We start from the raw sequence: 25,187 nt of genomic DNA, 5'->3' as shown, positions 1-25,187 counted from the left end.
GAAACATCCCGCCGAGGGCTTATTGCCCCCTTATGGGTTAGAGAACGCCCTTGGTCGAGGGCACCTTGTCGCTGGCGCGGGCATCGATTTCGATGGCCTGCCGCAGCGCCCGCGCCAAAGCCTTGAACAGGCTCTCGGCAACATGGTGATTGTTGTCGCCATAATGGTTTTCGGCGTGCAGCGTAATGCCGGCATTGATCGCGATGGCCTGGAAGAATTCGCGCACCAGTTCGGTGTCGAACGTCCCGATCTTGGGTGCCGTGAACGCTACGCGCCAGACAAGAAACGCCCGGCCCGAAACATCGAGCGCCACCGACGATTTTGTGCCGTCCATGACGAGATCGCTGGCGCCATAGCGCACAATGCCTGTCTTGTCGCCCAGGGCGGTCCTGATCGCCTGGCCGATGGCGATGCCCACATCCTCGACAGTGTGGTGATCATCGATATGAAGATCGCCCTTGGCCTTGATCGTCATGTCGATCAGGGAGTGGCGGGACAACTGGTCGAGCATGTGATCGAAAAAGCCGACCCCGGTCGCGATGTCGCGCGCGCCCGTGCCGTCGAGATCGAGTGTGACGACGATCTCGGTTTCGTTGGTCTTGCGATCGAGCGTTGCCTTGCGCATGTCCCGGCCCTCTTGCCTGCCCATTTTCTGCCAATGGGAAATTTCGCGATTGCTCTAACAGCTTGCAGGGCAGGGGGAAAGCCCGCCCTCCGGCTCATCGCATTGCATTTAGCGCGCGCAATCCTAAATAAAGGCCAACGCGTTTTGTTAGCAAAGGCATTTGGTCTCCATGACAACAATCGTTTCAGTGCGCAAAGGTAATCAGGTCGTTGTGGCCGGTGACGGACAGGTTTCGCTCGGTCAGACGGTCATGAAGCACTCGGCCAAAAAGGTCCGCCGCCTGGCCGGAGGCTCGGTGATCGCCGGATTTGCCGGCGCCACCGCCGACGCTTTCACGCTGTCGGAACGCCTCGAAGCCAAGCTCGAACAATATCCCGGACAGTTGATGCGCGCCTGCGTGGAACTGGCCAAGGATTGGCGCACCGACCGCTATCTGCGCCGCCTCGAAGCCATGATGATCGTCGTCGATAAATCCGACACGCTGATTCTCACGGGCACCGGCGATGTGCTCAGCCCCGAAGACGGCATCGCCGCCATCGGGTCGGGCGGCAATTATGCGCTTGCCGCGGCTCGCGCCCTTGCCGACAGCGATAAGTCGGCCGAGGACATCTCGCGAAAAGCCATGGCGATCGCAGCCGACATCTGCGTTTACACCAATGCCGATGTAGCGGTCGAGACGCTCGAGACGAGCTCTTGAGCCTTTCGATCCGCCCACTGACCCCCGACGACGCAGAGGCTTATGGCCAGCTTCGACTGGCCGGGCTCAAGGCGGATGCACGGGCTTTTGCGTCCGATTACGCTGCCGAAGCCAAGCTGACGGTCACCGACCACCGCAAGACCCTTGATGCTAATCGCATGGTGGGGGCCTTTGACGGCGACACTCTTGTCGGATCGGTCGGCTATTTCGTGCCGCGCCACGCCTCGATGGCCCATCGCGGCCATGTCTGGGGCATGATCGTTGCCAAATCCCATCGTGGGCAGGGCATCGGGCGTAGTGTGCTTTCGGCACTGGTCGAGGATGCAAAGGCGCAGAACCTGCGCCAGCTTCACCTTGGAGTCGGCGCCTATAACGTCGCCGCGATCCATCTCTACAAGCGCCTGGGGTTTTGCACCTACGGCACCGAACCGCGCGCCCTCCATATTGGCGATGAAGACATCGACGAGCATCTGATGGTGCTCTTTCTGGACAAAGAAGACAGGTAAATGACCGATAGAAGTTTTTCCCCCCGCGAGATCGTTTCCGAGCTGGACCGCTACATCATTGGTCAGGCTGAAGCCAAGCGCGCCGTCGCCATCGCACTCCGCAACCGCTGGCGCCGCCAGCAATTGCCCGAGGACATCCGGCGCGAGGTCAGCCCCAAAAACATCTTGATGATCGGGCCGACCGGTGTTGGCAAGACCGAGATTTCCCGCCGCCTGGCCCGGCTGGCGCAGGCGCCCTTCGTCAAGGTCGAAGCCACGAAATTTACCGAAGTGGGCTATGTCGGCCGCGACGTCGAGCAGATGATCCGCGATCTTGTCGAAGCCGGCATCGTGATCCTGAAGGAAAAAAAGCGCGCCGAGGTCAAGGCCAAGGCCCATCTGGCCGCCGAGGAGCGCGTCATCGACGCGCTGGTCGGGCAGTCGGCCACGCCATCGACGCGCGATGCGTTCAGGAAAAAGCTCCGCGACAACGAACTCGACGACAAGGAAATCGAGATCGAAGTGCCGGCGAACTCCGGCATGCCGATGTTCGATATGCCCGGCATGCCGGGTGGCTCGATGGGGATGATCAATCTCTCCGACATGTTCGGCAAGGCGTTCGGCGGCAAGACCCAGAAGCGTACCGTCAAGGTCAAAGACAGCTACGAAATCCTCATCAACCAGGAAGCCGACAAGCTGCTCGATCAGGACAAGATCAACACCGAGGCCATCGAACTCGTCGAAAACCACGGCATCGTCTTTATCGATGAGATCGACAAGGTCGCGGCCAAGGAAGGCGGGGTCACCGGCGGTCCGTCGCGCGAAGGCGTGCAGCGCGATTTGCTGCCTTTGATCGAAGGCACGACGGTCTCGACCAAATACGGCCCGGTCAACACCGACCATATCCTGTTCATTGCCTCGGGCGCCTTCCACGTCTCAAAGCCATCGGACCTTTTGCCCGAACTCCAGGGCCGCCTTCCGATCCGGGTGGAACTGAAAGCTCTGACGCGCGAGGATTTCATCAAAATCCTCACGGACACCGAATATTCGCTGATCCGGCAGTATGTGGCCCTGATGGGAACCGAAGGCGTCACGCTCGATTTCACCGACGACGCCATCGAGGCGGTGGCCGACGTGTCGGTTTCTGTCAACTCGACTGTCGAAAACATCGGCGCCCGCCGCCTGCAGACGGTGCTGGAACGACTCGTCGAGGACATCTCGTTCACCGCATCCGATAAATCCGGCACCGCGGTCACCATCGACGGCGAGATGGTCAGGAACACCGTCGGGAAGATGGCCGGCGACGCCGATTTGAGCCGCTACGTGCTGTAAACACAGCCTCCGAAAACTGGATCCCGGCTCAAAGCCGGGACGACGGCTGGGGGTTTTCGCAGCCTGCTTACCCCCACTGTCACCCCGGGCGAAGACCCGGCGCCCAGTATGCTGCGTGCCGACTAGAGTCTAACTCCCCCCGAAGAACGCGATGGCCCGGCCAGCAAACAACACCGAGATCCACAATAGGATCGAGACCGTCGCCGAGACCCGCGTCACCGCGCTTTCGGGCCAAAGATGCCGGCGCCCAAACACGAAAAACCCAGCATTGGCCAGCGCCAGCCCGATCAGCCCCAGCTTGGTCAGAAACACAGGATTGCCGGCATATTCGCCGGGTCGGACCGAAAACAGCAGCGCACCCGTCACCAGTGCCACGGCAAGCGCCGCAATGGCCACTGGCCGCAAAACCCCGATCGCCGCATCGAGCGGTACCGCGCGTCCAGCCCCAAGTACCCGCGCATCCATGAGCACGGCGCTAGTCACCAGCATCCCCAGCGACAGGATGTGCAGCGCGTTGACGATCGGATAGGCGAAAAGATCGCGGCGCAGATAGATGGCCAGCGGCAGGCTCTCGATCGCCTCAAGCATCCCTACTGGTCGAGCTCGGCGGCAAATTCGGGATAGACGTCGTATGTCGCGTCCCCGACGACCAGCCGCACCGCCTTCATGCGATAATCGGCCTCATCGAGCGCCCGATGCCCGTGCGCGACCACCGTGTCACCGATGGCCACGACATCCTCATCGAACCCCGAGGCCAGCGTGCGATCGACCGGCGCCAGCTCGACAGTCCAGTCGTTGGTCCCATCGTTGAGCGTTAATGTGGGGTGGGGCTGGCCGATATAGATATCGGTCAAACTGCCTTCGAGTTCGAACCAGTCCTCACTGGCCCAGCTCCAACCGTGATGGGCCAGTGCCGGCACGGCGACCATCAAGGGCAGGGCGGCGAAAAGAGCCAGAAGGCGAGACAACGGCGACATGGCGAACACTCCCGTTTCTGCACGTGTCGAAGGCAATAGCCTCGCGCGACAATGTGGCGCAGGCAAGGAAGCTCAAGGTTTTGCGCGCACCGCTCGCCGCATTACCTCGTCGCGCACTGCCTTGAGGTCCTCGGGCGAAAGTTTCGAAATTTCCCGACCCAGAACATTGGTCAATTCGGTCGCTTCGGGCGGCATGCCGGCGGTGTCGATAGTGATCTTGGGGTCGGACACCTCGGCCAGCCGTTGGATTTCCTCGGCCTCGTCCCAGATGACGTTGAAATAGGCGATGATGCGCTGGATCATGAACCAGGTCGGCTTGCCGCGCTTGCCGTGCTCGAGGGCGGAGAGATAGGCGCTCGAAACATTGAGCGCCTTGGCCATGTCTTTCAGCGCAATATTGCGATCGGCGCGCAGTCTGCGCAGTTTCGCTCCAAGCGGGGTCACATTTCCCTCCGGCGTTTGAGGCGAACGTAGAGCGCACCGCCACCGCCATGGCTCTGATGGGCCGGGTCGATCCCCGCCACAAGAGGCGAGAGATGCGGCGCGTTGAGCCAGAGCGGCACCATGTCTCGCAGCACGCCCTTGCGTTCGAGCTGGAGATAGCCGGTCTTTTTGATCCCTTTGCCCGTAATAACCAGAAGCGTCCGATCTCCCCGCGCCGCGCGCGCGGCAACGAAATTTTCAAGCGCGATCTGGGCTTGCATCTGGGTCATGCCGTGGAGATCGATCGTGCCGTCGATCGGCTCGCGCCCGCTGGCCACGCGCCGCTTGAGATTGGGCTCGATGGGCTTTTCGCTCGCCGCGACCTTTGAGGCCGCGATCATCGGACGCCGTGAGGGCATTGGGGGTTTGGCAAACCGGGACGGCTCTGGGCGCCGCATTTGCGCATCCTGAGGCGCGTCCGGCTCGACGATCGCATCGAGCACGGCCTTGGGATCGGCGCTCTTGCGCTTGGCAAGCGGGTCGACCGTCTTGCCGACGGCATTCCACAAATGCCAGTCGCGCACCGGCCCGCTCTTTGGTTTTCGCGTGCCGGGCGGTTTTCGCGCCATGACTAAAGCCCCGGAGCCGGGTGTTATTCTAAATCGTTGGTGGCGACGAGCTTCCAGTTGGGATCGCGCGACTTGGTGTTGCGCATGAAGGTCCACTCGTCGGCAATCGCCACGACCTGGCCGGGCGTGCCCTCGACGATTTCGCCTTCGCGGTCCTTGGTGATGGAAACCACTTCGGCGTCGATCTTGAGCGTTACCACCGCGTTGCGCTTGTCGAGCTCGGCTTCGACATATTCGATGTTGGAAAGGCCGACGAAGGTAAATTCGGTCGAATGCCCGGCCGCTTCGCGCTCGGTGATCGCTGCATCGAAGCTGTCATAGACGTCCTTGTCGAGCAGGCCCTTGAGCGCCTTGCGGTCGCCGGCGGCGTAAGCTGTGACGATCATCTCGTAAGCGGCCTTCGCCCCTTCGAGAAATTGTTTTGGCGAAAACGCGGGATCGACATCGGCAATAGCGCGCAATCCGGCCTCGACTTCAGGCTTTCCAGCCGAGAATTTTTCGATCTCCGCTTCGAGCTTGCGCTGGGCGCGCTCGGCCTCGGCATTGTCGACCTGGCCCCGGCGGGGCATCTGGACGACGTTTTCGTCATTGTCAGGGCGGGTGCGCGACACGGATTCATAGCGCTGGGAGGGCGGACGTTCGTTTCCGGTCCGCGTGCCCAGCACCGAGCGCAGCCGCAGAAGAACCACGATCGCGACGATGATGACGATGAGGGTCGGGAAATCCAAAAATTCGCCCATGAGTGTGGTTCTGGCTCCAAATGTAACGGTCGGCGCCCGCGGACCCTGGCAAATCAAGCCATGGCGCCTTCGCTGCGGACGGTCGCAATCTCTAGGTTGTGACCTATATATATGTAAACCGGCCCTGCAAACCAGTTTGCGGTGGCATTATTGTGATCTGGGGCGTTATTGCGCCCCCTTTAACGGAGACAGAGCGCTTTGGGACGCATGATCGTTCTCGCAGTCCTGGCACTGCCCTTCCTTGAAATCGCGACCTTCATCTGGGTGGGCGGACAGATCGGCATATTGGGCACGCTTGCCGCCATTATCCTCACCGCCTTTGCCGGCATCGCCATCGTGCGCTGGCAAGGTTTGGGCATGATCATGGACACGCGCGCCATGATGGCGCGGGGAGAAATGCCGCAAAAGCAGTTCGCCGAAATGATGATGATCGCTGTGGCCGGCTTCCTGCTCATCGTGCCCGGATTTCTCACCGACGTCCTGGGGCTCCTGCTGCTCATACCACCCGTCCGCAGCTGGATTTACCAGGCGATGAGCCGCAACATGGTGATCGTCACCAATTACCGGCCATCCCAGCCCGGACCGGCCCAAAGGGCCATCGATCTCGATAGCGATTCCTATCGCTAGGCCCTCTTTGCTTGTGGCACGGGCGCAAAAATGCTAGCCAACCGGCGAAAAATTTCGCGCCCCGCCCGCTTGGGGTGTCCCGTATAACCGTTGAGGAAAAGATTAGGCCAATGGCTGAAGACGATAGCAACACCCCGGATGTGACCGCCAACGAAGCCGGCCAGCCCAGCGGCCAGGCGCCCCAGTTCGGCATTGCCGGCCAGTACGTCAAGGATCTCAGCTTCGAGAACCCCAACGCGCCCGCATCGCTCGTCTCCGGCCAGACCAATCCGGGCTCAAACGTCAATATCAACGTCCAGGTCAAAAAGCAGGCCGACGATCTTTACGCCGTCGAAATCGGCTTGAACGTCAAGACCGAGCGCGATTCAAAGGTGCTTTACGCGCTCGAACTGGTCTATGGCGGCCTGTTCCGCACCAAGAACATCCCCGAAAACCAGCTCGGGCCACTGCTTATGGTCGAAGCCCCGCGCCTGATCTTCCCGTTCGCGCGCCAGGTCCTGGCGCAGACAATCCAGTCGGGCGGTTTCCCCCCGCTGCTGCTCGAGCCCGTTGACTTCCTCGCCCTCTACCGCCGCAATCTCGCTACAGCCGCTGAAAAGATCAAGCAGGCCCAGCCCGACGGCACCACCGAGCCGAGCCCGACCGTCAACTAAGCGGTTGCGATAAAAGCATTTGAAAAAGCCCCGGGCGGACGCCTCGGGGCTTTTTTGTGGTCAGCGACGTCTTTTGTGGGCTCAAGGCCGGGTTGACGCCTGGAGGCGGGATGTACGAATGGTAGAACGCCACCCAGCACCAGGCTCGCGATCGTTGCCGGGACTGGCCTAGGCCCGCAACTCGACCTCGATTGTCAAATATTCCAGCCACATCGCCTTGTCGCCCATCTCCCCAACGAACGCCGCATGCAGTTCGCGTTCGCGATCCGTCAGCCGGGCGGGCAGGGGCGTTGGCCGCTGGCGCGCCGGCGGGCGGACCATGCCGGAACGGAACTGGCTTTCGGCCTCTGCCGAAAGCGCAAGTGCCACTTGCCGACCGCCGATCAGCTCAAGATAGACCTCGGCGAGGATTTCGCTGTCCAGCAGCGCGCCGTGAAGACTGCGGCGGGAATTATCGATGCCATACGTCTTGCACAGGGCATCAAGGCTCACCCGCGCGCCAGGATGAATTTTCCGCGCCAGCGTCACCGTATCGATCACCGGATTGACGAGGTGCTTGCGACCGCTCCATTCGAGTTCGGCGTTCAGAAAGCCCATATCGAAGGGCGCATTGTGGATGATCAGCGGATCATCGCCGATAAAATCGAGAAACCCTTGCGCTAGTTCGGCAAATTTGGGCTTGTCGCGCAAAAATTCTTCCGACAGCCCGTGCACCCGAAACGCCTCTTCGGGCATGTCGCGCTCGGGGTTGATATAGACGTGATGATGGCGTCCGGTCGGTACGTGGTTGATCAGTTCCACGCAGCCGATCTCGACGACCCTGTCTCCACCGGCCGGTGAAAGCCCCGTGGTTTCGGTATCCAGGACGATTTCGCGCAACAGGTTCACAAGCCGACATCCTTTTTGAGCGCTATGATCGCCGCGTCTGTTTCGGCAAGGGTCTGGTCCATTGAGCCCGATGTGTCGATGGTATAGTCGGCCCGCCGGCGCTTTTCGTCCTGGGATAGCTGGCGCGACAAGATGAGTTTGAGCTTGTCTTCGCTCATCCCCGGTCGTTCCAGAACACGCTGGCGTTGAATATCTGGATCGCACCAGGTGACCACGACCTTATCGATCGAATATTTGGCGCCCGTTTCGAAAAATAGCGGGATTTCGATGACCGCAATCTCTGCCCCATTGGCCTCGGCAGCTTCCATGAAGTCGATGGCCTTTTCGCGCACGAGAGGATGAATCACCTCTTCGAGCTCTCCGATCCTCTGGGGTTCGGCGGCAATGGCGGCGGACAGTTTCCTGCGATCGACGGCCCCATCGATAACCGTTCCGGGAAAGAGGGTCTCGACAAGCGGGGCGGCCTTGCCGGCATAGAGCGCGTGCACGGCCTCATCGGCCGAATAGGTGGCAATCCCCTGTTCAGCAAAGCGTGCAAGAACAGTGGATTTGCCCGTGGCGATCGATCCCGTCAGCGCGACCCTGAGCATATCTCGCTTATCCCCAACCGTCATGTTGCAGCCAGAACGCGGGCGCGCAGCGCTGCATCCACCTCTGGCCGGACCCCGAACCAGGCCTCAAAACCCGGAACGGCCTGATGGAGCAGCATACCCAGCCCATCCACCGTGGAAAACCCCTTGGCCGATGCATCAGCTAAAAGCGGCGTGATCAGCGGCGCATAGACGATATCGGTCACGACAGCGCGGCCATCGAGGCGCGCCAGGTCGAAATCTGGAAACTGGGTACCACCCATTCCGACCGACGAGGTGTTGACCAGAAGCGTCGCCGCCGGCGCGACGGCGTTGAAATCCTCGAGCGCGCCGGGCACGACACTCGGCGCAAAAGCCGCAGCAAGGCTTTCGGCCCGGGACAGCGTGCGGTTGAGGAGATGGATGCGATCGATGCCCCTATCGATCAATCCGGCCAGGACGGCCCGCGCCGCGCCACCGGCCCCGATGACGATCGCCGCGCCGCTTATATCGGACCACCCAGGCGCGCCCTGATCGAGATTGGCCAGAAACCCGAGATAGTCGGTGTTTCGTCCGATCAAGCGCCCCGTCTCGGAGACGATGGTGTTGACGGCGCCGATCGTTCTGGCCAGTGGATCGACCTCATCGAGGAGGCCCATCACCGCTTCCTTGTGGGGAATGGTGACATTGCCGCCGACAAATTCGCCCTGCCTGACCCTGTCGATGAATGCCGCCAGATTTTCAGGGGCGACATCGATTGCGCTGTAGGACCCATCGATCCCGAGTTCATCGAGCCATGACCCATGGATCAACGGCGATTTGGAATGGGCGATCGGGTGGCCGATGACGAACGCGTTTTTCACCGCTCTCCCCCTTGCGACAGGGTTTCGGGCGCATGGACCGCCAGCGCATCGAGCAGGGCCAGAAGCGGCAACCCTAATATGGTGAAATAGTCCCCTTGCACGCGCGAAAAGAGCCGCACCGATGGGCCTTCAAGGCGATAGCCGCCGACCGAACCAAGGATGGCCTCTCCCTCGAGCCTTAAGACGATATCGAGCTCGGCGCGCGAAAAATCCTTAAACGTCAGGGTCGCGGTATCGACAGCGCTCCAGACGATTTCGCCGTCCCGCGCCAGCGCGACGCCGGAATGGAGGCTGTGGCTGGTGCCTGCCATCGCCATCAAATTACCCGCCGCTTCCGCGATCGTTGCAGGTTTATGCCGACCCTCGCCGTCCTGATCAAATGTTTGGTCGGCCCCGATCACCACAGCGCCTGGGTTCGCCTTGCTCACTGCCAGCGCCTTGGACTTGGCCAAAGCGACGGCGAGCCCTTGGCGATTCTCGCCCTGCGTCAACAGACGATCTTCGATTTCCCGTTCGTCGATCGGCGCGCTTGCAACCAAAAAGTGTAAACCCGCGTTATCGAGCAGGGTTTTCCGGATCGGGCTTTTGGAAGCTAAGATCAGCATGGCCGGGCGTTTGACGGTTGGTTGGTACGCTGGTTTTTCACAAGGCTGCGCACAGGGAAAGCCCAAACGCCCCATTCTCGACCAAGGGCGAGGTTTATCCCCATCGTCTCGATTTGCGTTAACAGTTCGTTACCTGTGGGCGAGCGTGGAGCCATGTGCAAAACAGCGGGTAAAACCGCGTGTCGGGCGCCCGGATCGCCGTTTACCTTTCGTTAAGGTTTTGCACAGCCACACCTCTTAACAAACCGTTAACGCCCGGCGCTTTAGGGCCAGATCACCCCGAAGCGCCCAAGGGTTTTGGACTCCACCTCACTGTGCGAAACCGCCGCAAGCCTCTTTGCGACCCATCGGTTGTGGGCGCTTTAGAATTGGTGCAAAACACAGCCATAATAATAAAGAAGAGTCTTTTAAGACTTCTAATTAAGTCCCGCCCGAAGACCGCCCAAGACAATTTCCAAAGGCCCCATGACCCAGACCTCTCCACAAGGCAAGCCGCTGCTCGACACCGTTCTCGGGCATCGCCAGGCAACACCCCCTATCTGGATCATGCGCCAGGCCGGTCGCTATCTGCCCGAATATCTGAAGGTCCGCGAAGAGGCCGGATCGTTTCTCGATCTCTGCTACAATCCAAAGCTTGCTGCCGAGGTAACGCTGCAGCCCCTCAAACGCTTCGATCTCGATGCAGCGATCCTGTTTTCCGATATCCTCGTCATCCCCGACGCCCTTGGCCAGTCAGTCCGCTTTGAAAAAGGCGAGGGGCCAATGCTTGAGCCCATAAAGGCCAGCGATGTCGCCCGTCTCGATCCCGAAAGGGTCGTGGAGCGTCTGGCACCCGTTTTGGAGACGCTTAGTCGCATCAAGCCTGCCCTGGCCCCGGACAAGACCCTGATCGGGTTCTGTGGCGCCCCCTGGACCGTTGCGACCTATATGATCGGCGGACGCGGATCGCCCGATCAGGCTGCGGCCCGCATTTTCGCGCTTGAGCACCCTGAAGCTTTTTCCGCCCTGATGGACGTGCTTGTCGAAGCCTCGGCGCTTTATCTCGCCGCACAATTCAAGTCGGGCGCCGATATGGTGCAGATTTTCGAATCCTGGGCTCTCAATCTCGACGAGACCGCATTTCGCACCAATGTAATCGAGCCCAATCGCCGCCTCGTCGCCCGTTTACGCGAACTTATCCCCGGCGCACCGATCACCGGTTTTCCCCGTGGCGCTGCCGGCATGCTGGCCGAATACGTAGAAAAGACCGGCGTTTCAGCGCTGGGCCTCGATTACGCGACCCCGCTCGATTTCGCGTCGAGCACTTTCGCCAAAACCCTGCCGCTACAGGGCAATCTCGATCCCCTGCGCCTCGTTGCCGGCGGCGAGCAGATGCGCACGAGAGCGCGTGAGATTGTCTCGGCCTTTGCCGATCGCCCGCATATCTTCAATCTGGGCCACGGCATCGTCCCGCAAACCCCGATTGATCACGTCGCCGACCTGATCGCCACGGTCAAAGGAACGAGGGATTAAAACATGCTCGAATGGGTCAAAGCGCTGCATGTCATTTCCGTCATCGCCTGGATGGCCGGAATGCTCTATCTGCCGCGGTTGTTCGTCTATCACGCCGATGCCGAGAAGGGCTCGGTGCAGTCCGAAACCTTCAAGGTGATGGAACGCCGTCTTTATCGCGCCATCACTACGCCCGCGATGATCGCGAGCTGGGTGTTCGGGCTCTGGATGATCCATCTATACGGCTCGGCCATCTTCGCGATGGGCTGGATCTGGCTCAAACTGGCCTTTGTCGTGCTGCTTTCGGGCTTTCACGGCTTTCTCGGCGCGTCGCTCAAACGCTTTGCGCGCGACGACAACACCCGTCCGGCTAAATTCTACCGCATGATCAACGAAGTCCCGACCATTCTGATGATCGTTATCGTCATCGCGGTCATCGTCAAACCGTTCTAGGACCGGCGCGACCAAAAATTTCGGTTCCGCTTGCAATGAGCGGGCCGAATGGTCTATGAAAATGCCAACTCGCGTATTCGTTGCGAGACGGGCAGCATCCGCCTTGCCCCGCACCTCCCCTCCTTATTTGTCTCATCTCCATCTCCCTTAAGAAGGCTGATCATGGAATTCATGAAGCTCAGGGACTTAAAGGCCAAATCTCCGGCCGAATTGCAGTCCTTTGCCGAAGAGCTCGAAGTCGAAAACGCCAATACCCTGCGCAAGCAGGAATTGATGTTTGCAATACTAAAGCAATTGGCCACGCGGGATGTGGAAATCATTGGTGAAGGCGTAGTCGAAGTCCTGCCCGACGGGTTCGGATTCCTGCGCTCCCCCGATGCGAACTACCTTCCAGGTCCCGACGACATTTACGTCAGTCCCTCCCAGATTCGCCGCTTTGGTCTCAGAACGGGCGATACGGTCGAGGGCCAGATCCGCTCTCCCAAGGAAGGCGAACGCTATTTCGCGCTTCTCAAGGTCAATACGATCAATTTCGAAGATCCCGAGCGGGTTCGCCACAAGATCAATTTCGACAATTTGACGCCGCTCTATCCCGACGAGCGGCTGAATATGGAACTGGCTGATCCGACCACTAAGGATCGTTCGGCCCGCGTCATCGATCTCGTCGCGCCACTGGGCAAGGGCCAGCGCGCCCTGATCGTTGCGCCGCCGCGTACTGGTAAGACCGTATTGTTGCAAAATATTGCACAATCGATCGCGACCAATCACCCCGAATGCTATCTCATCGTGCTTCTGATCGACGAACGTCCCGAAGAAGTCACCGACATGCAGCGCTCGGTCAAAGGCGAGGTCATCTCCTCGACCTTCGACGAACCGGCCTCGCGTCACGTCCAAGTGGCTGAGATGGTTATCGAAAAAGCCAAGCGTCTCGTTGAGCACAAGCGTGACGTCGTGATCCTTCTCGATTCGATCACCCGTCTGGGCCGTGCCTACAACACCGTCGTGCCGTCATCGGGCAAGGTTCTGACGGGTGGTGTGGACGCCAATGCCCTGCAGCGCCCCAAGCGCTTTTTCGGCGCCGCCCGCAACATCGAAGATGGCGGCTCGCTAACCATCATTTCGACAGCGCTGATCGACACCGGCAGCCGGATGGACGAAGTGATCTTTGAAGAGTTCAAGGGCACCGGTAACTCGGAAATCGTTCTCGATCGTAAGGTCTCCGACAAGCGCGTCTTCCCCGCCATCGACGTCACGAAGTCCGGCACCCGCAAGGAAGAGCTGCTGGTCGAGCCCGATGTCCTTCGCAAGATGTATGTCCTGCGCCGCATTCTCAACCCGATGGGCACAGTCGACGCCATGGAGTTCCTTTTGGATAAACTCCGCCAGACCAAGACCAATGGCGAGTTCTTCGATTCGATGAACACCTAAGCATCAAGGGCGGCCACCCAGCCGCCCTTTTTCTTGCCGGTCCTTTTGAGCGCCCGCAGCGGACAACCTCCCACCACCGTCATCCTCGAGCCTGCCCCGAGGACCCCTCTCGTCCCAACACCCTACGCCAAACCTTGCTCGGCCGGTCGATCGGCGCTATTTCCTGCCCGACACCCAGGAAAATCATCGCCTTGCCTCAACCTTCGACCATCGTCGCCCTTTCGTCCGGCAGCCTGCCCTCGGGCGTTGCGATTATCCGCCTGTCGGGCCCGGCTAGTTTCGATACCGTCCAGGCTCTCGCTGGCGCGCTCCCACAGCCCCGCACGTTGGCCCTTAAATCTCTGCGCCACCCGATAACCCGTGAAATTCTTGACCGCGGCCTCATTGCCATTTTCCCCGGCCCAGCGTCGTTTACCGGCGAAGACTGCGCCGAAATGCAGATCCACGGCTCACCCGCCGGCGTGAAGGCGGTGCTTTCGGCCCTCACTGCCCTAGATGGTGTCACCCTTGCTGCCGCAGGTGATTTCACCCGCCGCGCCTTTGAAAACGGCAAACTCGATCTCACCGCCATCGAAGGTCTGGGCGATCTGCTCGCCGCCGAAACCGAAACACAGCGCCGCCAGGCGCTGGTGCGTCTCGAAGGCGGACTTGCCGATCAGATATCCCTCTGGCGTTCCCTCTTGCTTGATGCACGCGCCGAGATCGAAGCGCGGCTCGATTTTTCAGACGAGGACGACGTTCCCTTCGAACTCCCCGCGCATTTCGTGTCCGATCTCGAGCTCCTGCGATCCGCGCTCGCGGAGACCTTGGCGCGGTACAATTCCGGTCGTATCGTTAGGGAAGGATTTCGCGTCGTTCTGGCGGGCGCACCCAATGCCGGAAAGTCTAGTCTTCTCAATGCCTTATCGGGATCGAACCTCGCAATCGTCACGGCCGAAGCCGGCACGACCCGCGACACCAAGGATGTGGCGATCGATCTGGGTGGCCAATTGGTTATCGTCACAGATACCGCTGGCCTCCGCCAGACGGACAGTATCGCCGAGGGTGAGGGCATCAAGCGCGCCCAGATTGCCATGGACGCGGCCGATCTGGTCCTCTGGCTCCAGGCCCCGGACACTGAGGCCGCAGATCGGTGTATCGGCGATGTCGAGACCTGGGTTATTGCCACGAAATCGGACTTGTCGCCACCAGCCGGGCCCGTGGATATGGTCATCTCGACGCAGACCGGGCAGGGGCTCGACGTCTTGCTAAGCCGATTGAAAAGCCATATTGAAGCGCGGCTGGGCAGCGACGAACCAGCCCTTGTCAGTCATATGCGGGATCGTGATGCGTTGACCATGGCCATCGGTCATATCGAGGCCAGCCTCACGCGCATCGACCGCCCTGAATTGTGTGCTGAAGAATTGCGGCGCGCTGCGGACGGTCTGGCGACGCTGATTGGCCTGATGGACAGCGAAGCCGTTCTGGACCGCTTGTTCGCTGGCTTCTGTATCGGAAAATGATTCACGTGAAACATAAGAGGCCAGCCTGCTCTTGGATTCACGTGAAACACTCTCAAATCGCGTGATCCGGATTCACGTGAAACATCGGACGTAAAACCATGCACGATTATGGCGTGATCATTGTTGGCGGGGGACATGCGGGAGCTGAAGCGGCCGCGGCGTCGGCTCGCCTTGGCGTCGCAACGGCGCTGGTCACCCATAAATTCGCGACCATCGGCGAAATGAGCTGTAATCCCGCAATTGGCGGCCTGGGCAAGGGTCATCTGGTTCGCGAAATCGACGCGCTTGATGGTGTCATGGGCCGCATCGCCGACCAAGGCGGCATTCAGTTTCGGGTGCTTAACAAACGCAAAGGTCCAGCCGTACGTGGCCCCCGTGCACAGCAGGACAGGGCGCTTTACCGCCAGGCCATGCAGGATGAGCTTTCAGGCACCGAACATCTCGACATTATAGAAGGTGAAGTTGATGATCTGATCGTCACCGACGGGCAGATCTGCGGTGTCGTCTTGCTGGATGGCCGTCGGATCGCCGCGAAGGCTGTGGTTCTAACGACCGGCACCTTCCTCCGTGGTCTTATCCATCGTGGCGAAGAAACAATCCCGGCGGGGCGGGCTGGCGAACGGCCGGTTCTCGGCCTCTCGACGCGGCTCGAAGCGCTCGGGCTGAGCCTTGGACGTCTCAAGACAGGCACGCCGCCGCGGCTCGACGCAAATTCTATCGATTTTAGTATCCTGGCCGAACAACAGGGTGACTCCCCGCCCGAACCGTTTTCGGCTCTGACCGACGCCATTACCACACCGCAGATTTCGTGTTTTGAAACCCGCACGACGGCTGAAGCGCATCGGATCATCGCCGATAACCTTTCAAAATCAGCTATGTATTCGGGCCGTATCCAGTCGCGCGGCCCGCGCTATTGTCCCTCGATCGAAGACAAGATCGTTCGCTTCGCTGATAAGGACAGCCATCTCGTCTTTCTCGAACCCGAAGGGCTCGACGATCCCACCATATATCCGAACGGGCTTTCGACCTCACTTCCAGAAGATGTCCAGCTTGCGTTTCTCAAGGCGATGCCGGGCTTGGAAAATGTAGTCATCAAGCGCGCTGGTTATGCCATCGAATATGACCATGTCGATCCGCGCGAGTTATCGCCGGCCCTGATGCTGCGCGCACTGCCCGGGCTCTATCTTGCCGGTCAGATCAATGGCACCACCGGATATGAAGAAGCCGCCGCCCAGGGCCTTCTTGCCGGCGCCAATGCCGCCCTAGCGGCGTTGGGACGCGATCCTCTGATCCTTTCGCGCACGAACTCATACCTTGGCGTGATGATCGATGATCTCATTTCGCGTGGTATTACAGAGCCTTATCGCATGTTTACCTCGCGCGCGGAGTTCCGCCTGCACCTGCGCGTCGATAACGCCGATCAGCGGCTCACCCAACTTGGCATCGATCATGGCCTCGTCGGGCCGGCGCGCCAGGATCATTTCATAGCCCGCATTAATGGGCTCCAGTCAGGCCGCACACTTCTGCAAACCCTTACGGTCACACCAACCGAAGCCCGAAAATCCGGGGTGAACGTCAATGCGGACGGCGTGCGCCGCACAGCTTTTGAGTTGATGAGCTATCCAACCACCTCTCGCGCCGATATAGAAGCCGTTTGGCCAGAGATTTCCGCTATGGAAACAAAGACTTACGATCAGCTGGCAATCGATGCGCAATATGCCGTCTATCTTGAGCGTCAGCAAGCGGATGTAGACGCCGTGCGCCGCGACGAGTCGCGCGGCATTCCGAACTGGCTCGACTATGCACAGCTGCCAGGTCTCTCGAACGAGATGAAGCAAAAGCTGATCGCCGCGCAACCGCAGACAATTGCGCAGGCACAACGCATCGAGGGCGTAACACCCGCGGCCCTCACTTTGATTCTGGCAGTCATCCGCCGCGGCCGCATCGACCGTAAAGCTTCATGAGCGGGTCTGATTCGCACATCGGTGTTTTCAAACTGTGGATAGGTCGGTCGATCACGTCCACGAACGCCGATCTCGACTCATATGTGCGCCTTGTAGCGAAGTGGCAAAAGGTCCAAAACCTGGTTTCACGTGAAACACCCGGTGATCTTTGGCAACGCCATATCCTTGATTCGCTTCAGCTTTTGCCATTGATCGGCGCCAGTGAAACACCGATTCGCATGCTCGATATCGGGAGTGGCGGCGGATTTCCAGCGCTTCCCCTCGCCATCGCGCTCAAAGGGCGCGATTTTTCGATGCAGCTCGTCGAATCCAATGCACGCAAATGTGCATTCTTGCGCGCCGCGGCGCGCGAATTTGACTTACCGATTACGGTGCACACCGATCGTATCGAGGCGATCGATCCCCAATCCATTGGCGTCGTTGATATTTTTACGTCGCGTGCCTTGGCGCCGATGCCGCTTCTGCTCTCGTATATCCATCGGTTCTGGTCTCCGGAATCTCGCGCCTTGCTCCACAAAGGGCGCGAATTTGGGGAAGAACTGAAATCAGCGGATTCAGATTGGGTTTACGATGTGTTAAAGCATCCAAGTGCGACGGATGCTGATGCAGTCATTTTAGACATCAGGGCATTGTCTCCGAAGCGCTGACCGCAAGTGTTTGAAACCGAACCGGTTTCGGAGGCCAGATGCACCCTCGGATACTCACTCTCGCCAATCAGAAGGGCGGTGTCGGCAAAACGACAACCGCGATCAACCTTGCCACGGCGCTTGCCGCTATCGGTGAGCGCGTTTTGATCATTGACCTCGATCCCCAAGGCAACGCCTCGACAGGGCTCGGCATCGGCCGCCAGCATCGCGAGCGTTCGTCCTACGATCTGTTGCTCAATGAAGCGACGGTCAAAGAATCGGCTGTGCTGACGTCGGTTCCGAACGTCGCAGTTGTCCCGTCGACAATGGATCTTTTAGGCGTCGAGCTTATGATCGCGGCCGAGCGAGATCGGGCGTTTCGTTTAAAGACAGCGCTGGAAAATGTATCCGAGGTCACCATAGACGGCAAACCGATCACCTATGTCCTGATCGACTGCCCGCCCTCGCTCAATCTCCTGACGATCAATGCGCTGACCGCCGCTGATGCGGTATTGGTGCCTCTGCAGTGCGAATTCTTCGCGCTTGAAGGTTTAAGCCAACTCCTTCAGACCATTGAACAAATTCGTACCACGCTCAATCCACGCCTGTCGATTCAGGGCGTTGTGATGACGATGTTTGATAAGCGGAACAATCTATCTGAACAGGTTCTCAACGACGTGCGCGAGCATATGGGCAATCTAGTTTACGATACGGTGATACCGCGTAATGTTAGGCTTTCAGAGGCGCCATCTTATGGCAAGCCCGCCCTGCTTTACGATTTGAAATGCGCTGGAAGCCAGGCTTATCTGCGTCTGGCCACTGAAGTTATACGGCGCGAACGCCAGCTGCGGGCGGCGTGATGGAGAAGACGATGCAAGACAAGCCCACACGACTTGGCCGCGGCCTCGCCGCCCTCATCGGCGACATGGCCCCCATAGAGACCGCTCCGCGACAGGCCGATACGGGCTCTGGCGTCCGGCGCCTTCCCGTCGAATTCGTCATCGCCAGCCGCGCCAACCCGCGGAAGGATTTCGATGCCGAATTGCTCGAGGATCTGACCAATTCGATCCGCGAAAAAGGTGTCATGCAGCCGCTCCTTGTCCGTCCCAGCGATCAAGGTCCGGATGTCTACGAAATCATCGCCGGCGAACGGCGCTGGCGGGCTGCGCAGCGAGCGGGACTGCACGAAGTTCCGGTGATCATCCGAGAGGTCGATGACAAAGAAGCACTCGAGCTTGCCATCATTGAGAACGTCCAGCGCGCTGACCTCAATCCGCTTGAAGAGGCGCAAGGCTATGGCCAGCTAATCGAGCAGTTTTCCTATACGCAGCAAGACCTTGCGCAAGTGATCGGCAAATCGCGATCCCATGTCGCCAATACGCTGCGCTTGTTGCGCCTGCCGCGCGAAGTGCAAACCATGCTCGAAGCCGGCGAATTGACGGCCGGTCACGCGCGCACGCTGATCACGTCCGATGATCCGCTGGCGCTGGCACGGCGGATTGTTGATGCGGGGCTATCGGTCCGAGAAGCTGAAGCGCTGCATCAGCAGGATAGCGATTCGCGGCGCGAACCCGGCACGGTGCGCGAGCGAGGCTCTGCGCCGAGCAAGGACGCTGACACTCTGGCGCTCGAACGCCAGTTGTCAGATGCTCTGGGCCTGTCGGTCACCTTGGACCATAAGGATCGGGGTGGGAAACTTGAAATCCGCTACAAGACGCTCGAGCAACTTGACGCCGTGTGTAGCAAGTTGATGTCGCACTGATTTCGATGTTGCACGTGAAACATTGAGCTAACGCTCGACGTTTTCGGGCGTTTAACGACGCGCCGCAGCCAGGCACACGGCGAGCATGGCTTGCCGACCGATGGCTGCGGCGAGAGGCCCCGTCTTGCGACTATCGGCGATGGCAGTGCTCAGCCGGTTGCAGGCCGCCGCCAATCCGTCGTCATTCCACAATCGCAATTGCTGCTCGACACTGGCTTTGCGTGAGAAGTGGATGCGGGGCGTCGCGCGTCCGACGACGTGATCGGTCGACGATCCAGCGTCAATCTCGGCGCGCATGGTACGCAGTCGTGAAAAATGCTGCTGCGTCACGATCAGCAGTCTCTGGATGTCGGTCCCGGCGCTCGTTACGCGTGTAATGGACTCGTCAAATTTTCGCGCGTGGCCGGACGCTATCGCGTCGACGACAGAGTCTGTCGCGAGGGCTGCGTTGTCGCCACACAGCGCAATGACATCCTGGCGGGTGAGCGTCCCACCATTTCCAGCGAAAAGCACTAGCTTTTCAAGCTCTTGGCGGGTGACCTGGCGATCATTGCCCAGCATGTCACGGAGAAAACCGACAAGATCGGCTTCGAGGTTGATCTGCGCTTTGGCAAAAGTGTCGCGAATCAGGGCATCAAGCGTTTGACCGTTGTCGGCGTAGCATGGCAGCGCGCGCGCATCTCTTCGCGCTTCGGCCGCTTTGCGCAAGGCGTCTGACGGTTTTAAATCGCCGCCTTCGACGATGATGATTGCCTCGGCCTTTTCATCCAGCAGCTCCGCCAACACCGGCGCCAGCTTGTTTGTCGCGCCGCGCACGCGGATCGTCGTGCCTCCGCCAAATAGAGAGGGACTGCGCGCTAATATACCAAGTCTTTGGGGATCGGCATCGATCTCGCTCATATGGAGCGTGGTAAAGGATTCCGGGTCGGGCGGATTGCCAGCGAACTGCCGGACCAGACGCCCGGCATTTTCCCCAACAAGGCCGAGATCTGGACCGTAGACGAGAACAAACCCGCTTGAGATGTCGGGTTTTTCCAGGAAACGCTCAATGTCGCGCCCCTTTAGGGCAGTCATTGGGGCGCCAGCTCAGCAAGCAGAGCAAGGCGGACCATATCGGCCGCGGCGCGAACCGCCGCTTCTTGCGCATTGATGCGGGCTTCATCGTCCCCAACGATCTGACCCGTGGTCTGATAATTGGCGCTGGCGCGACGCGAACCGCTGGCAATCACAGCTCCGTCTCGCGTGACGCTGTAGGTGACGTTGGCAACAATCTGGCGATCAACAACCGGGCTTGCTACCTCCGATAGCCCCAAACGCGTCGCCGAGACGCTGACCCGTGCAGACAGTTCTGGTGCGTTTGGGTTGTGTGGCGCTGAAAGCCGGGCGGACAGTTCACGATAAAACACCTGCTCGAGCCGCGATTGCGGCTCTGCATAAGTCAGAGCCAATACGGACTGTGTCGCCGCCGCATCACCATAAACCGGGGTCATTGAACAGCCCGCGACCCCAAGAGGCAGGGCCAGAGCAGCAATGACAAATAGAGCGCGCACAGCACGGTTGCGGAAGCTAGTGAATTGATTTCGCTGCACGAAATATCCGTTCTGTTTCACTCTAGTGCGGTGCCGGTAGTTTTGTGGATCTAGAAAATCTCAATGTTCAAGGCTTCCTCAAGCGACGATATTGACGATCCTATTGGGCACCACAATGACTTTTCTTGGGGCATTGCCCTCCAGAATGCGCGCAACGGCCTCCAGTGACAAGGCGGCAGCCTCGGCCTGAGCATTGGGCGCGTCCTTGGGGATCTCGATCTCGCCTCTACGCTTGCCATTCACCTGAACGGCCAAAACCACAGTGTCATCGACCAGATAGCTCTCATCGGCTGCCGGCCATGGCGTGTCGCACACCATCGTGTCGTGTGCTAGAAACCGCCAGCAGGTTTCCGCCAGATGGGGCATCATCGGGGCCGTGAACTGGACCAACCTCTCGATGGCAACCCGCAATGCGCCCAAATTTGCCATGGACGGCGCCTGAGCGACGACTGGCATGAACTTTTGAATGGCATTTGCCAGCTCGTAAATCTGAGCGACGGCGCGGTTGAAGCGAAGGCCGGCCAGATCGGTATCGATTTGTGCGGTCGTCCTGTGCGCGATCTTGAGCATGTCGATCGAACGCGGGTCTTCCGCTTCCACCGTGAGCGGATCGAGCGCCAGGATGTCGCTGGCTTCACTCACAAGCTTATAAACGCGCTGAACAAAGCGCCATGCGCCCTCAATGCCCGCCTCCGTCCATTGGACGTCGCGCTCGGGGGGCGAATCCGACAAGACGAACCATCGGGCCGTATCGGCGCCATAGGCGGCGATCATGTCGTCGGGGTCGACGACGTTCTTTTTCGATTTGCTCATCTTCTCGACAGAGCCGATCGAGACCGGTTCACCTGTGGCCGAGCGCGCTGTGCGGTCGCCATTTATCGTGTCGAAAACGATGTCGGCCGGCGCCACCCAATTGCCGTCGGCATCACGATAGGTCTCGTGCGTAACCATGCCCTGGGTGAACAGGCCCTTGAAGGGTTCAGTCACCTCCATATGGCCGGTTTTCTGCATGGCGCGGGCGAAAAAGCGCGAATAGAGCAGGTGCAGGATCGCGTGCTCGATGCCGCCGATATACTGATCGACCGGCAGCCATTTATCCGCCATTTCGGGAATGGTCGGTGTCTCGGCATGGGGGGCTGTAAAGCGCGCGAAATACCAGGAGGAATCAACGAATGTGTCCATCGTATCGGTTTCGCGCCGCGCCTTGGAACCGCAGGTCGGGCAATCGACGTGTTTAAAGCGTGGATGCCGGTCGAGAGGGTTGCCGGGGGTGTCGAATTCGACATCCTCTGGCAGACGCACGGGCAATTGGTCCTTGGGCACCGGCACGATGCCGCAGGTGTCGCAATGGATAACCGGGATCGGACAACCCCAATAGCGCTGGCGCGAAATGCCCCAGTCGCGCAGGCGGAAATTGACCTGGCGAGCCGCCTGCGGCTTGCCGTCGATCTTTTTGGTTTCCAGATATTCTGCGATAGCCGCCTTTGCTGCTTCGACGTCCATCCCGTCAAGGAATGACGAATTGAACGCAACGCCGGGGCCGGTATAGGCCTCGGTGCCGATGGCAAACTCGTCAGCGTCGCCCTCGGGCGGCAAGACGACGGGAATGACCGGCAGATCGTATTTGCGCGCAAAATCAAGGTCGCGCTGGTCATGGGCCGGGCAGCCGAAAATGGCGCCGGTGCCGTAATCCATCAGGACAAAATTGGCGACATAAACGGGCAGCGTCGCGCCGTCGATCACCGGATGTTTCACGGTGAGCGGGGTGAGATAGCCCTTCTTTTCGGCCGTCTCGATGGCTTCCGCGGAAGTGCCCATACGGCGGCATTCGGCGATGAATTCGGCAAGCGCCGGGTCATCTTCTGCCAAATGGGCCGCGATTGGGTGATCCGGCGACAGCGCCACGAACGACGCGCCAAACAGAGTATCGGGGCGCGTAGTAAACACCTCGACCGATTTTGCGCCGGCATCGCCCGAGGCGAACTCGAACAGCACGCGAAGGCCCTCAGACCGGCCGATCCAGTTGCGCTGCATCAAGCGCACCTTATCCGGCCAATCGTTCAGGCCGTCGATGGCGGAGAGCAATTCTTCGGCGTAATCGGAAATCTTGAAGAACCACTGGGTCAATTCGCGCTGTTCGACAAGCGCACCGGATCGCCAGCCGCGGCCGTCTATCACCTGTTCATTGGCGAGGACGGTCTGGTCGACGGGGTCCCAGTTGACCTTGGAGGTCTTGCGGGTCACGAGCCCTGCGGCGAGGAAATCGATGAACAGCATCTGCTGGCGATGATAATAATCTTCGTCGCAGGTTGCGAACTCGCGGCTCCAATCGAGCGAAAAGCCCATCGATTGCAACTGCTTGCGCATCGAAGCGATGTTTTCATATGTCCAGGCGCGCGGGTGGACCTTGTTGGCCATCGCAGCGTTTTCCGCCGGCATGCCGAACGCGTCCCAACCCATGGGGTGCAGAACGTTCTTACCCTTGGCGCGCTGGAAACGGGCGACGACGTCGCCCATCGTATAATTGCGGACGTGCCCCATATGGATGCGGCCCGACGGATAGGGGAACATCTCAAGCACGTAGTAGGGCGGGCGCGCGTCTTCATTGTTCGTGACAAAGGTCTGGTTTTCGGCCCAGGTCTTTTGCCAGAAGGGTTCTTGTTCACGCGGATTGTAGCGCTCGGGAGCGTTTGCCATAGAGAGTACCGGTCGCGGCCCTATACTTGAGAAATAAAGAGAAATTGGGTAGGCGACCATCACCAGAAAAGCGTTGGAAGGTCAACCATTGCCATGAGTGCAAACGCCCGGGAAACTGCCGCAGAGCGGCTGATTGCCATCCAGGATCGGATCGAGAAGGCCGCAGCACGCATCGAGGGCAGCCAGGCGGTCGACCTCATCGCTGTGTCCAAGACCTTTGAGGCTGACGCGATCCTGCCACTGCTGGAAGCCGGGCAACGCCATTTTGGCGAAAACCGCGTCCAGGAAGCGCAAGGGAAATGGCCGGTGCTCAAGACCGAGTTTCCCGATATCGTGCTGCATCTGATCGGGCCCCTGCAGAGCAACAAGGCGGCCGATGCCGTCGCGCTGTTCGATGTGATTGAAAGCGTGGACCGCGACAAGCTGGCCAAGATATTGGGCCAGGAGATGGCCAAGCAGGGCCGACATCTGCCTTGCTTTGTGCAAGTCAATATCGGAGCCGAGGACCAAAAGGCTGGGGTGGCGGCTGGCGAAACTATCGCATTCGTCGCGCGGTGCCGGGATCAATATGGGCTCGATATCGTTGGTTTAATGTGCATCCCGCCGCTTGAAGAGGCGCCCGGACCTTATTTCGCGCAATTGGCGGCTCTGGCGAGAGACGCCGGAGTTTCACAATTGTCGATGGGCATGAGCTCCGATTTCGAAACGGCGATCCTGATGGGTGCAACAGAGGTGAGGGTCGGTTCGGCGCTGTTCGGCGCGCGATAACGCGCATGTGATTGGCGAGACCACAACCTAACCCTAGATTGAATCGTAGAAAATTCGAGATTGCGTGGCTTTTGGACCGCTGCGATCGAGCGATGGGACCGGGCCATGAACAAACGCCGCTTGTTGGTCGTTGACGACGACACCGAACTTAGATCCGCCCTGATCGGGCAGCTGGAAGCGTATCGCGAATTCGATATCGTTGAGGCTGACAACGCCGAAGCGGCGCGTGCCAAGGCGAAGTCGGACCGCATCGACATGGTGTTGCTCGATGTCGGCCTGCCCGACATGGACGGCCGCGAGGCGCTCAAGATCATGCGCAAGGACGGATTTCGCGCGCCGGTGATCATGCTAACGGGGCAAGACAGCGAAGCGGACGAGATCCTCGGCCTTGAAAGTGGCGCCAACGACTATGTAACCAAGCCGTTCCGGTTTTCGGTGCTCCTGGCGCGCATGCGGGCAGCCTTGCGACAGCACGATCAGAGCGAGGACGTCGTCTTTACGATCGGGCCCTATTCCTTCCAACCCGCCGCCAAGCTGCTCGAAAACGGCGATGGCGCCAAGATCCGGCTGACCGACAAGGAAACCTCGATCCTTAAATTCCTCTATCGCCAGGGCTCCAAGACCATCTCGCGCGACATCCTTTTGGCCGAAGTCTGGGGCTACAATAACCGCGTGACGACGCACACGCTGGAGACGCACATCTACCGGCTGCGGCAAAAGATCGAGCGCGATCCCTCCAATGCGCGGCTGCTGGTGACCGAAGAGGGCGGTTATCGACTGGTCCCATAAGGGCG

The 25,187-nt window shown here is 59.7% G+C and carries 28 protein-coding genes; 15 read left to right on the top strand and 13 right to left on the bottom strand.

All coding sequences use genetic code 11. From position 1 onward, the window contains the following. Nucleotides 1–37: 37 nt before the first annotated feature. Nucleotides 38–625 carry an imidazoleglycerol-phosphate dehydratase HisB gene (gene hisB, locus BLR31_RS02590; protein WP_090590987.1) on the bottom strand — a complete coding sequence of 196 codons (588 nt, stop codon included), beginning with the start codon at nucleotides 623–625 and terminating at the stop codon, nucleotides 38–40. 169 nt (nucleotides 626–794) lie between these two features. On the opposite strand from hisB, the gene hslV reads away from it, so the two are divergent. Genes hslV through hslU form a run of 3 tightly spaced genes read left to right on the top strand, consistent with a single transcriptional unit; the run spans nucleotide 795 to nucleotide 3,139 of the window. Next, the gene (gene hslV / locus BLR31_RS02585) at nucleotides 795–1,322 is read left to right on the top strand and encodes an ATP-dependent protease subunit HslV (protein ID WP_090590983.1); all 528 of its coding nucleotides are present in this window, start codon (nucleotides 795–797) and stop codon (nucleotides 1,320–1,322) included. Then, nucleotides 1,319–1,828, top strand: a complete 510-nt coding sequence (locus BLR31_RS02580) for a GNAT family N-acetyltransferase (RefSeq protein ID WP_176762471.1) — start codon at nucleotides 1,319–1,321, stop codon at nucleotides 1,826–1,828. The genes hslV and BLR31_RS02580 overlap by 4 nt, the downstream gene beginning before the upstream one ends. Next, on the top strand, nucleotides 1,829–3,139 hold the full coding sequence (hslU, locus tag BLR31_RS02575; protein ID WP_090590976.1) for an ATP-dependent protease ATPase subunit HslU: 1,311 nt from the start codon (nucleotides 1,829–1,831) through the stop codon (nucleotides 3,137–3,139). Nucleotides 3,140–3,268: 129 nt separating this feature from the next. Here hslU and BLR31_RS02570 read toward each other — a convergent pair whose 3' ends face one another. The 5 genes from BLR31_RS02570 to BLR31_RS02550 all read right to left on the bottom strand — a co-directional run bounded on the left by BLR31_RS02570 (nucleotide 3,269) and on the right by BLR31_RS02550 (nucleotide 5,908). After that, nucleotides 3,269–3,727: a hypothetical protein gene (locus BLR31_RS02570; RefSeq protein WP_090590972.1), complete on the bottom strand. Its 459-nt coding sequence runs from the start codon at nucleotides 3,725–3,727 to the stop codon at nucleotides 3,269–3,271. Between the two features lie 2 nt (nucleotides 3,728–3,729). Further along, the gene (locus BLR31_RS02565) at nucleotides 3,730–4,116 is read right to left on the bottom strand and encodes a hypothetical protein (protein ID WP_176762470.1); all 387 of its coding nucleotides are present in this window, start codon (nucleotides 4,114–4,116) and stop codon (nucleotides 3,730–3,732) included. A gap of 72 nt (nucleotides 4,117–4,188) precedes the next feature. Further along, nucleotides 4,189–4,560, bottom strand: a complete 372-nt coding sequence (locus tag BLR31_RS02560) for a helix-turn-helix domain-containing protein (protein WP_090590965.1) — start codon at nucleotides 4,558–4,560, stop codon at nucleotides 4,189–4,191. Continuing rightward, nucleotides 4,557–5,168 carry a Smr/MutS family protein gene (locus BLR31_RS02555; RefSeq protein WP_090590963.1) on the bottom strand — a complete coding sequence of 204 codons (612 nt, stop codon included), beginning with the start codon at nucleotides 5,166–5,168 and terminating at the stop codon, nucleotides 4,557–4,559. The genes BLR31_RS02560 and BLR31_RS02555 overlap by 4 nt, the downstream gene beginning before the upstream one ends. A 23-nt stretch (nucleotides 5,169–5,191) precedes the next feature. Continuing rightward, complete coding sequence (locus tag BLR31_RS02550; protein ID WP_090590960.1) at nucleotides 5,192–5,908, bottom strand: Tim44/TimA family putative adaptor protein; 717 nt, start codon at nucleotides 5,906–5,908, stop codon at nucleotides 5,192–5,194. A 207-nt stretch (nucleotides 5,909–6,115) separates the two neighbouring features. On the opposite strand from BLR31_RS02550, the gene BLR31_RS02545 reads away from it, so the two are divergent. Then, complete coding sequence (locus BLR31_RS02545) at nucleotides 6,116–6,535, top strand: FxsA family protein (RefSeq protein ID WP_090590956.1); 420 nt, start codon at nucleotides 6,116–6,118, stop codon at nucleotides 6,533–6,535. A gap of 110 nt (nucleotides 6,536–6,645) precedes the next feature. Continuing rightward, entirely contained in the window at nucleotides 6,646–7,188 is a 543-nt protein-coding gene (gene secB, locus BLR31_RS02540; RefSeq protein WP_090590953.1) for a protein-export chaperone SecB, read from the top strand. 168 nt (nucleotides 7,189–7,356) lie between these two features. Here the strand turns inward: secB and dnaQ are convergent, their stop codons facing one another. Genes dnaQ through BLR31_RS02520 form a run of 4 tightly spaced genes read right to left on the bottom strand, consistent with a single transcriptional unit; the run spans nucleotide 7,357 to nucleotide 10,113 of the window. Next, entirely contained in the window at nucleotides 7,357–8,067 is a 711-nt protein-coding gene (gene dnaQ, locus BLR31_RS02535; RefSeq protein ID WP_090592048.1) for a DNA polymerase III subunit epsilon, read from the bottom strand. A gap of 5 nt (nucleotides 8,068–8,072) precedes the next feature. Then, entirely contained in the window at nucleotides 8,073–8,666 is a 594-nt protein-coding gene (gene coaE, locus BLR31_RS02530) for a dephospho-CoA kinase (RefSeq protein ID WP_090590951.1), read from the bottom strand. A 20-nt stretch (nucleotides 8,667–8,686) separates the two neighbouring features. Then, entirely contained in the window at nucleotides 8,687–9,508 is an 822-nt protein-coding gene (locus BLR31_RS02525) for a shikimate dehydrogenase (RefSeq protein WP_090590948.1), read from the bottom strand. Beyond that, a complete protein-coding gene (locus tag BLR31_RS02520) occupies nucleotides 9,505–10,113 on the bottom strand; it encodes a Maf family protein (RefSeq protein ID WP_090590944.1) in 609 nt (202 codons plus the stop codon). Before BLR31_RS02520 ends, BLR31_RS02525 begins: the two co-directional genes overlap by 4 nt. A gap of 465 nt (nucleotides 10,114–10,578) precedes the next feature. Here BLR31_RS02520 and hemE point away from each other — a divergent pair, with 465 nt between their 5' ends. The 8 genes from hemE (at nucleotide 10,579) to BLR31_RS02480 (ending at nucleotide 19,339) form a co-directional block, all read left to right on the top strand. Continuing rightward, nucleotides 10,579–11,625, top strand: coding sequence for a uroporphyrinogen decarboxylase (hemE, locus tag BLR31_RS02515; protein ID WP_090590940.1), 1,047 nt, complete (start codon nucleotides 10,579–10,581; stop codon nucleotides 11,623–11,625). Nucleotides 11,626–11,628: 3 nt separating this feature from the next. Beyond that, complete coding sequence (gene hemJ / locus BLR31_RS02510; protein ID WP_090590936.1) at nucleotides 11,629–12,057, top strand: protoporphyrinogen oxidase HemJ; 429 nt, start codon at nucleotides 11,629–11,631, stop codon at nucleotides 12,055–12,057. Nucleotides 12,058–12,219: 162 nt separating this feature from the next. Then, nucleotides 12,220–13,485, top strand: a complete 1,266-nt coding sequence (gene rho, locus BLR31_RS02505) for a transcription termination factor Rho (protein WP_090590931.1) — start codon at nucleotides 12,220–12,222, stop codon at nucleotides 13,483–13,485. Nucleotides 13,486–13,676: 191 nt separating this feature from the next. Then, nucleotides 13,677–14,987 (top strand): tRNA uridine-5-carboxymethylaminomethyl(34) synthesis GTPase MnmE, encoded by a 1,311-nt coding sequence (gene mnmE / locus BLR31_RS02500; protein ID WP_090590927.1) that lies wholly within the window; start codon nucleotides 13,677–13,679, stop codon nucleotides 14,985–14,987. 98 nt (nucleotides 14,988–15,085) lie between these two features. Continuing rightward, nucleotides 15,086–16,951: a tRNA uridine-5-carboxymethylaminomethyl(34) synthesis enzyme MnmG gene (mnmG, locus tag BLR31_RS02495; RefSeq protein WP_090590923.1), complete on the top strand. Its 1,866-nt coding sequence runs from the start codon at nucleotides 15,086–15,088 to the stop codon at nucleotides 16,949–16,951. Then, on the top strand, nucleotides 16,948–17,598 hold the full coding sequence (rsmG, locus tag BLR31_RS02490) for a 16S rRNA (guanine(527)-N(7))-methyltransferase RsmG (protein WP_090590919.1): 651 nt from the start codon (nucleotides 16,948–16,950) through the stop codon (nucleotides 17,596–17,598). The genes mnmG and rsmG overlap by 4 nt, the downstream gene beginning before the upstream one ends. 38 nt (nucleotides 17,599–17,636) lie before the next feature. Further along, nucleotides 17,637–18,437 carry a ParA family protein gene (locus BLR31_RS02485; RefSeq protein ID WP_090590916.1) on the top strand — a complete coding sequence of 267 codons (801 nt, stop codon included), beginning with the start codon at nucleotides 17,637–17,639 and terminating at the stop codon, nucleotides 18,435–18,437. An 11-nt stretch (nucleotides 18,438–18,448) separates the two neighbouring features. Then, nucleotides 18,449–19,339: a ParB/RepB/Spo0J family partition protein gene (locus BLR31_RS02480; RefSeq protein WP_090592044.1), complete on the top strand. Its 891-nt coding sequence runs from the start codon at nucleotides 18,449–18,451 to the stop codon at nucleotides 19,337–19,339. Between the two features lie 51 nt (nucleotides 19,340–19,390). On the opposite strand, the gene holA is transcribed toward BLR31_RS02480, so the two are convergent. From holA to leuS, 3 genes are all read right to left on the bottom strand, one after another. Then, nucleotides 19,391–20,413: a DNA polymerase III subunit delta gene (gene holA, locus BLR31_RS02475; protein WP_090590912.1), complete on the bottom strand. Its 1,023-nt coding sequence runs from the start codon at nucleotides 20,411–20,413 to the stop codon at nucleotides 19,391–19,393. Next, nucleotides 20,410–20,829, bottom strand: coding sequence for a hypothetical protein (locus BLR31_RS02470; RefSeq protein WP_143009297.1), 420 nt, complete (start codon nucleotides 20,827–20,829; stop codon nucleotides 20,410–20,412). The genes holA and BLR31_RS02470 overlap by 4 nt, the downstream gene beginning before the upstream one ends. A 177-nt stretch (nucleotides 20,830–21,006) precedes the next feature. Beyond that, nucleotides 21,007–23,625, bottom strand: a complete 2,619-nt coding sequence (gene leuS / locus BLR31_RS02465; protein WP_090590905.1) for a leucine--tRNA ligase — start codon at nucleotides 23,623–23,625, stop codon at nucleotides 21,007–21,009. Nucleotides 23,626–23,718: 93 nt separating this feature from the next. On the opposite strand from leuS, the gene BLR31_RS02460 reads away from it, so the two are divergent. After that, the gene (locus tag BLR31_RS02460; RefSeq protein WP_090590901.1) at nucleotides 23,719–24,393 is read left to right on the top strand and encodes a YggS family pyridoxal phosphate-dependent enzyme; all 675 of its coding nucleotides are present in this window, start codon (nucleotides 23,719–23,721) and stop codon (nucleotides 24,391–24,393) included. A gap of 105 nt (nucleotides 24,394–24,498) precedes the next feature. After that, a complete protein-coding gene (locus BLR31_RS02455; RefSeq protein WP_090590898.1) occupies nucleotides 24,499–25,182 on the top strand; it encodes a response regulator transcription factor in 684 nt (227 codons plus the stop codon). The last annotated feature ends 5 nt before the right edge of the window (nucleotides 25,183–25,187 follow it).

The organism is Pelagibacterium luteolum (assembly GCF_900100665.1).
GTDB classification, from domain to species: Bacteria; Pseudomonadota; Alphaproteobacteria; order Rhizobiales; family Devosiaceae; genus Pelagibacterium; species Pelagibacterium luteolum.
The sequence above is the reverse complement of the archived record's forward strand: the minus strand, read 5'-3'. Positions and strand labels throughout refer to the sequence as shown.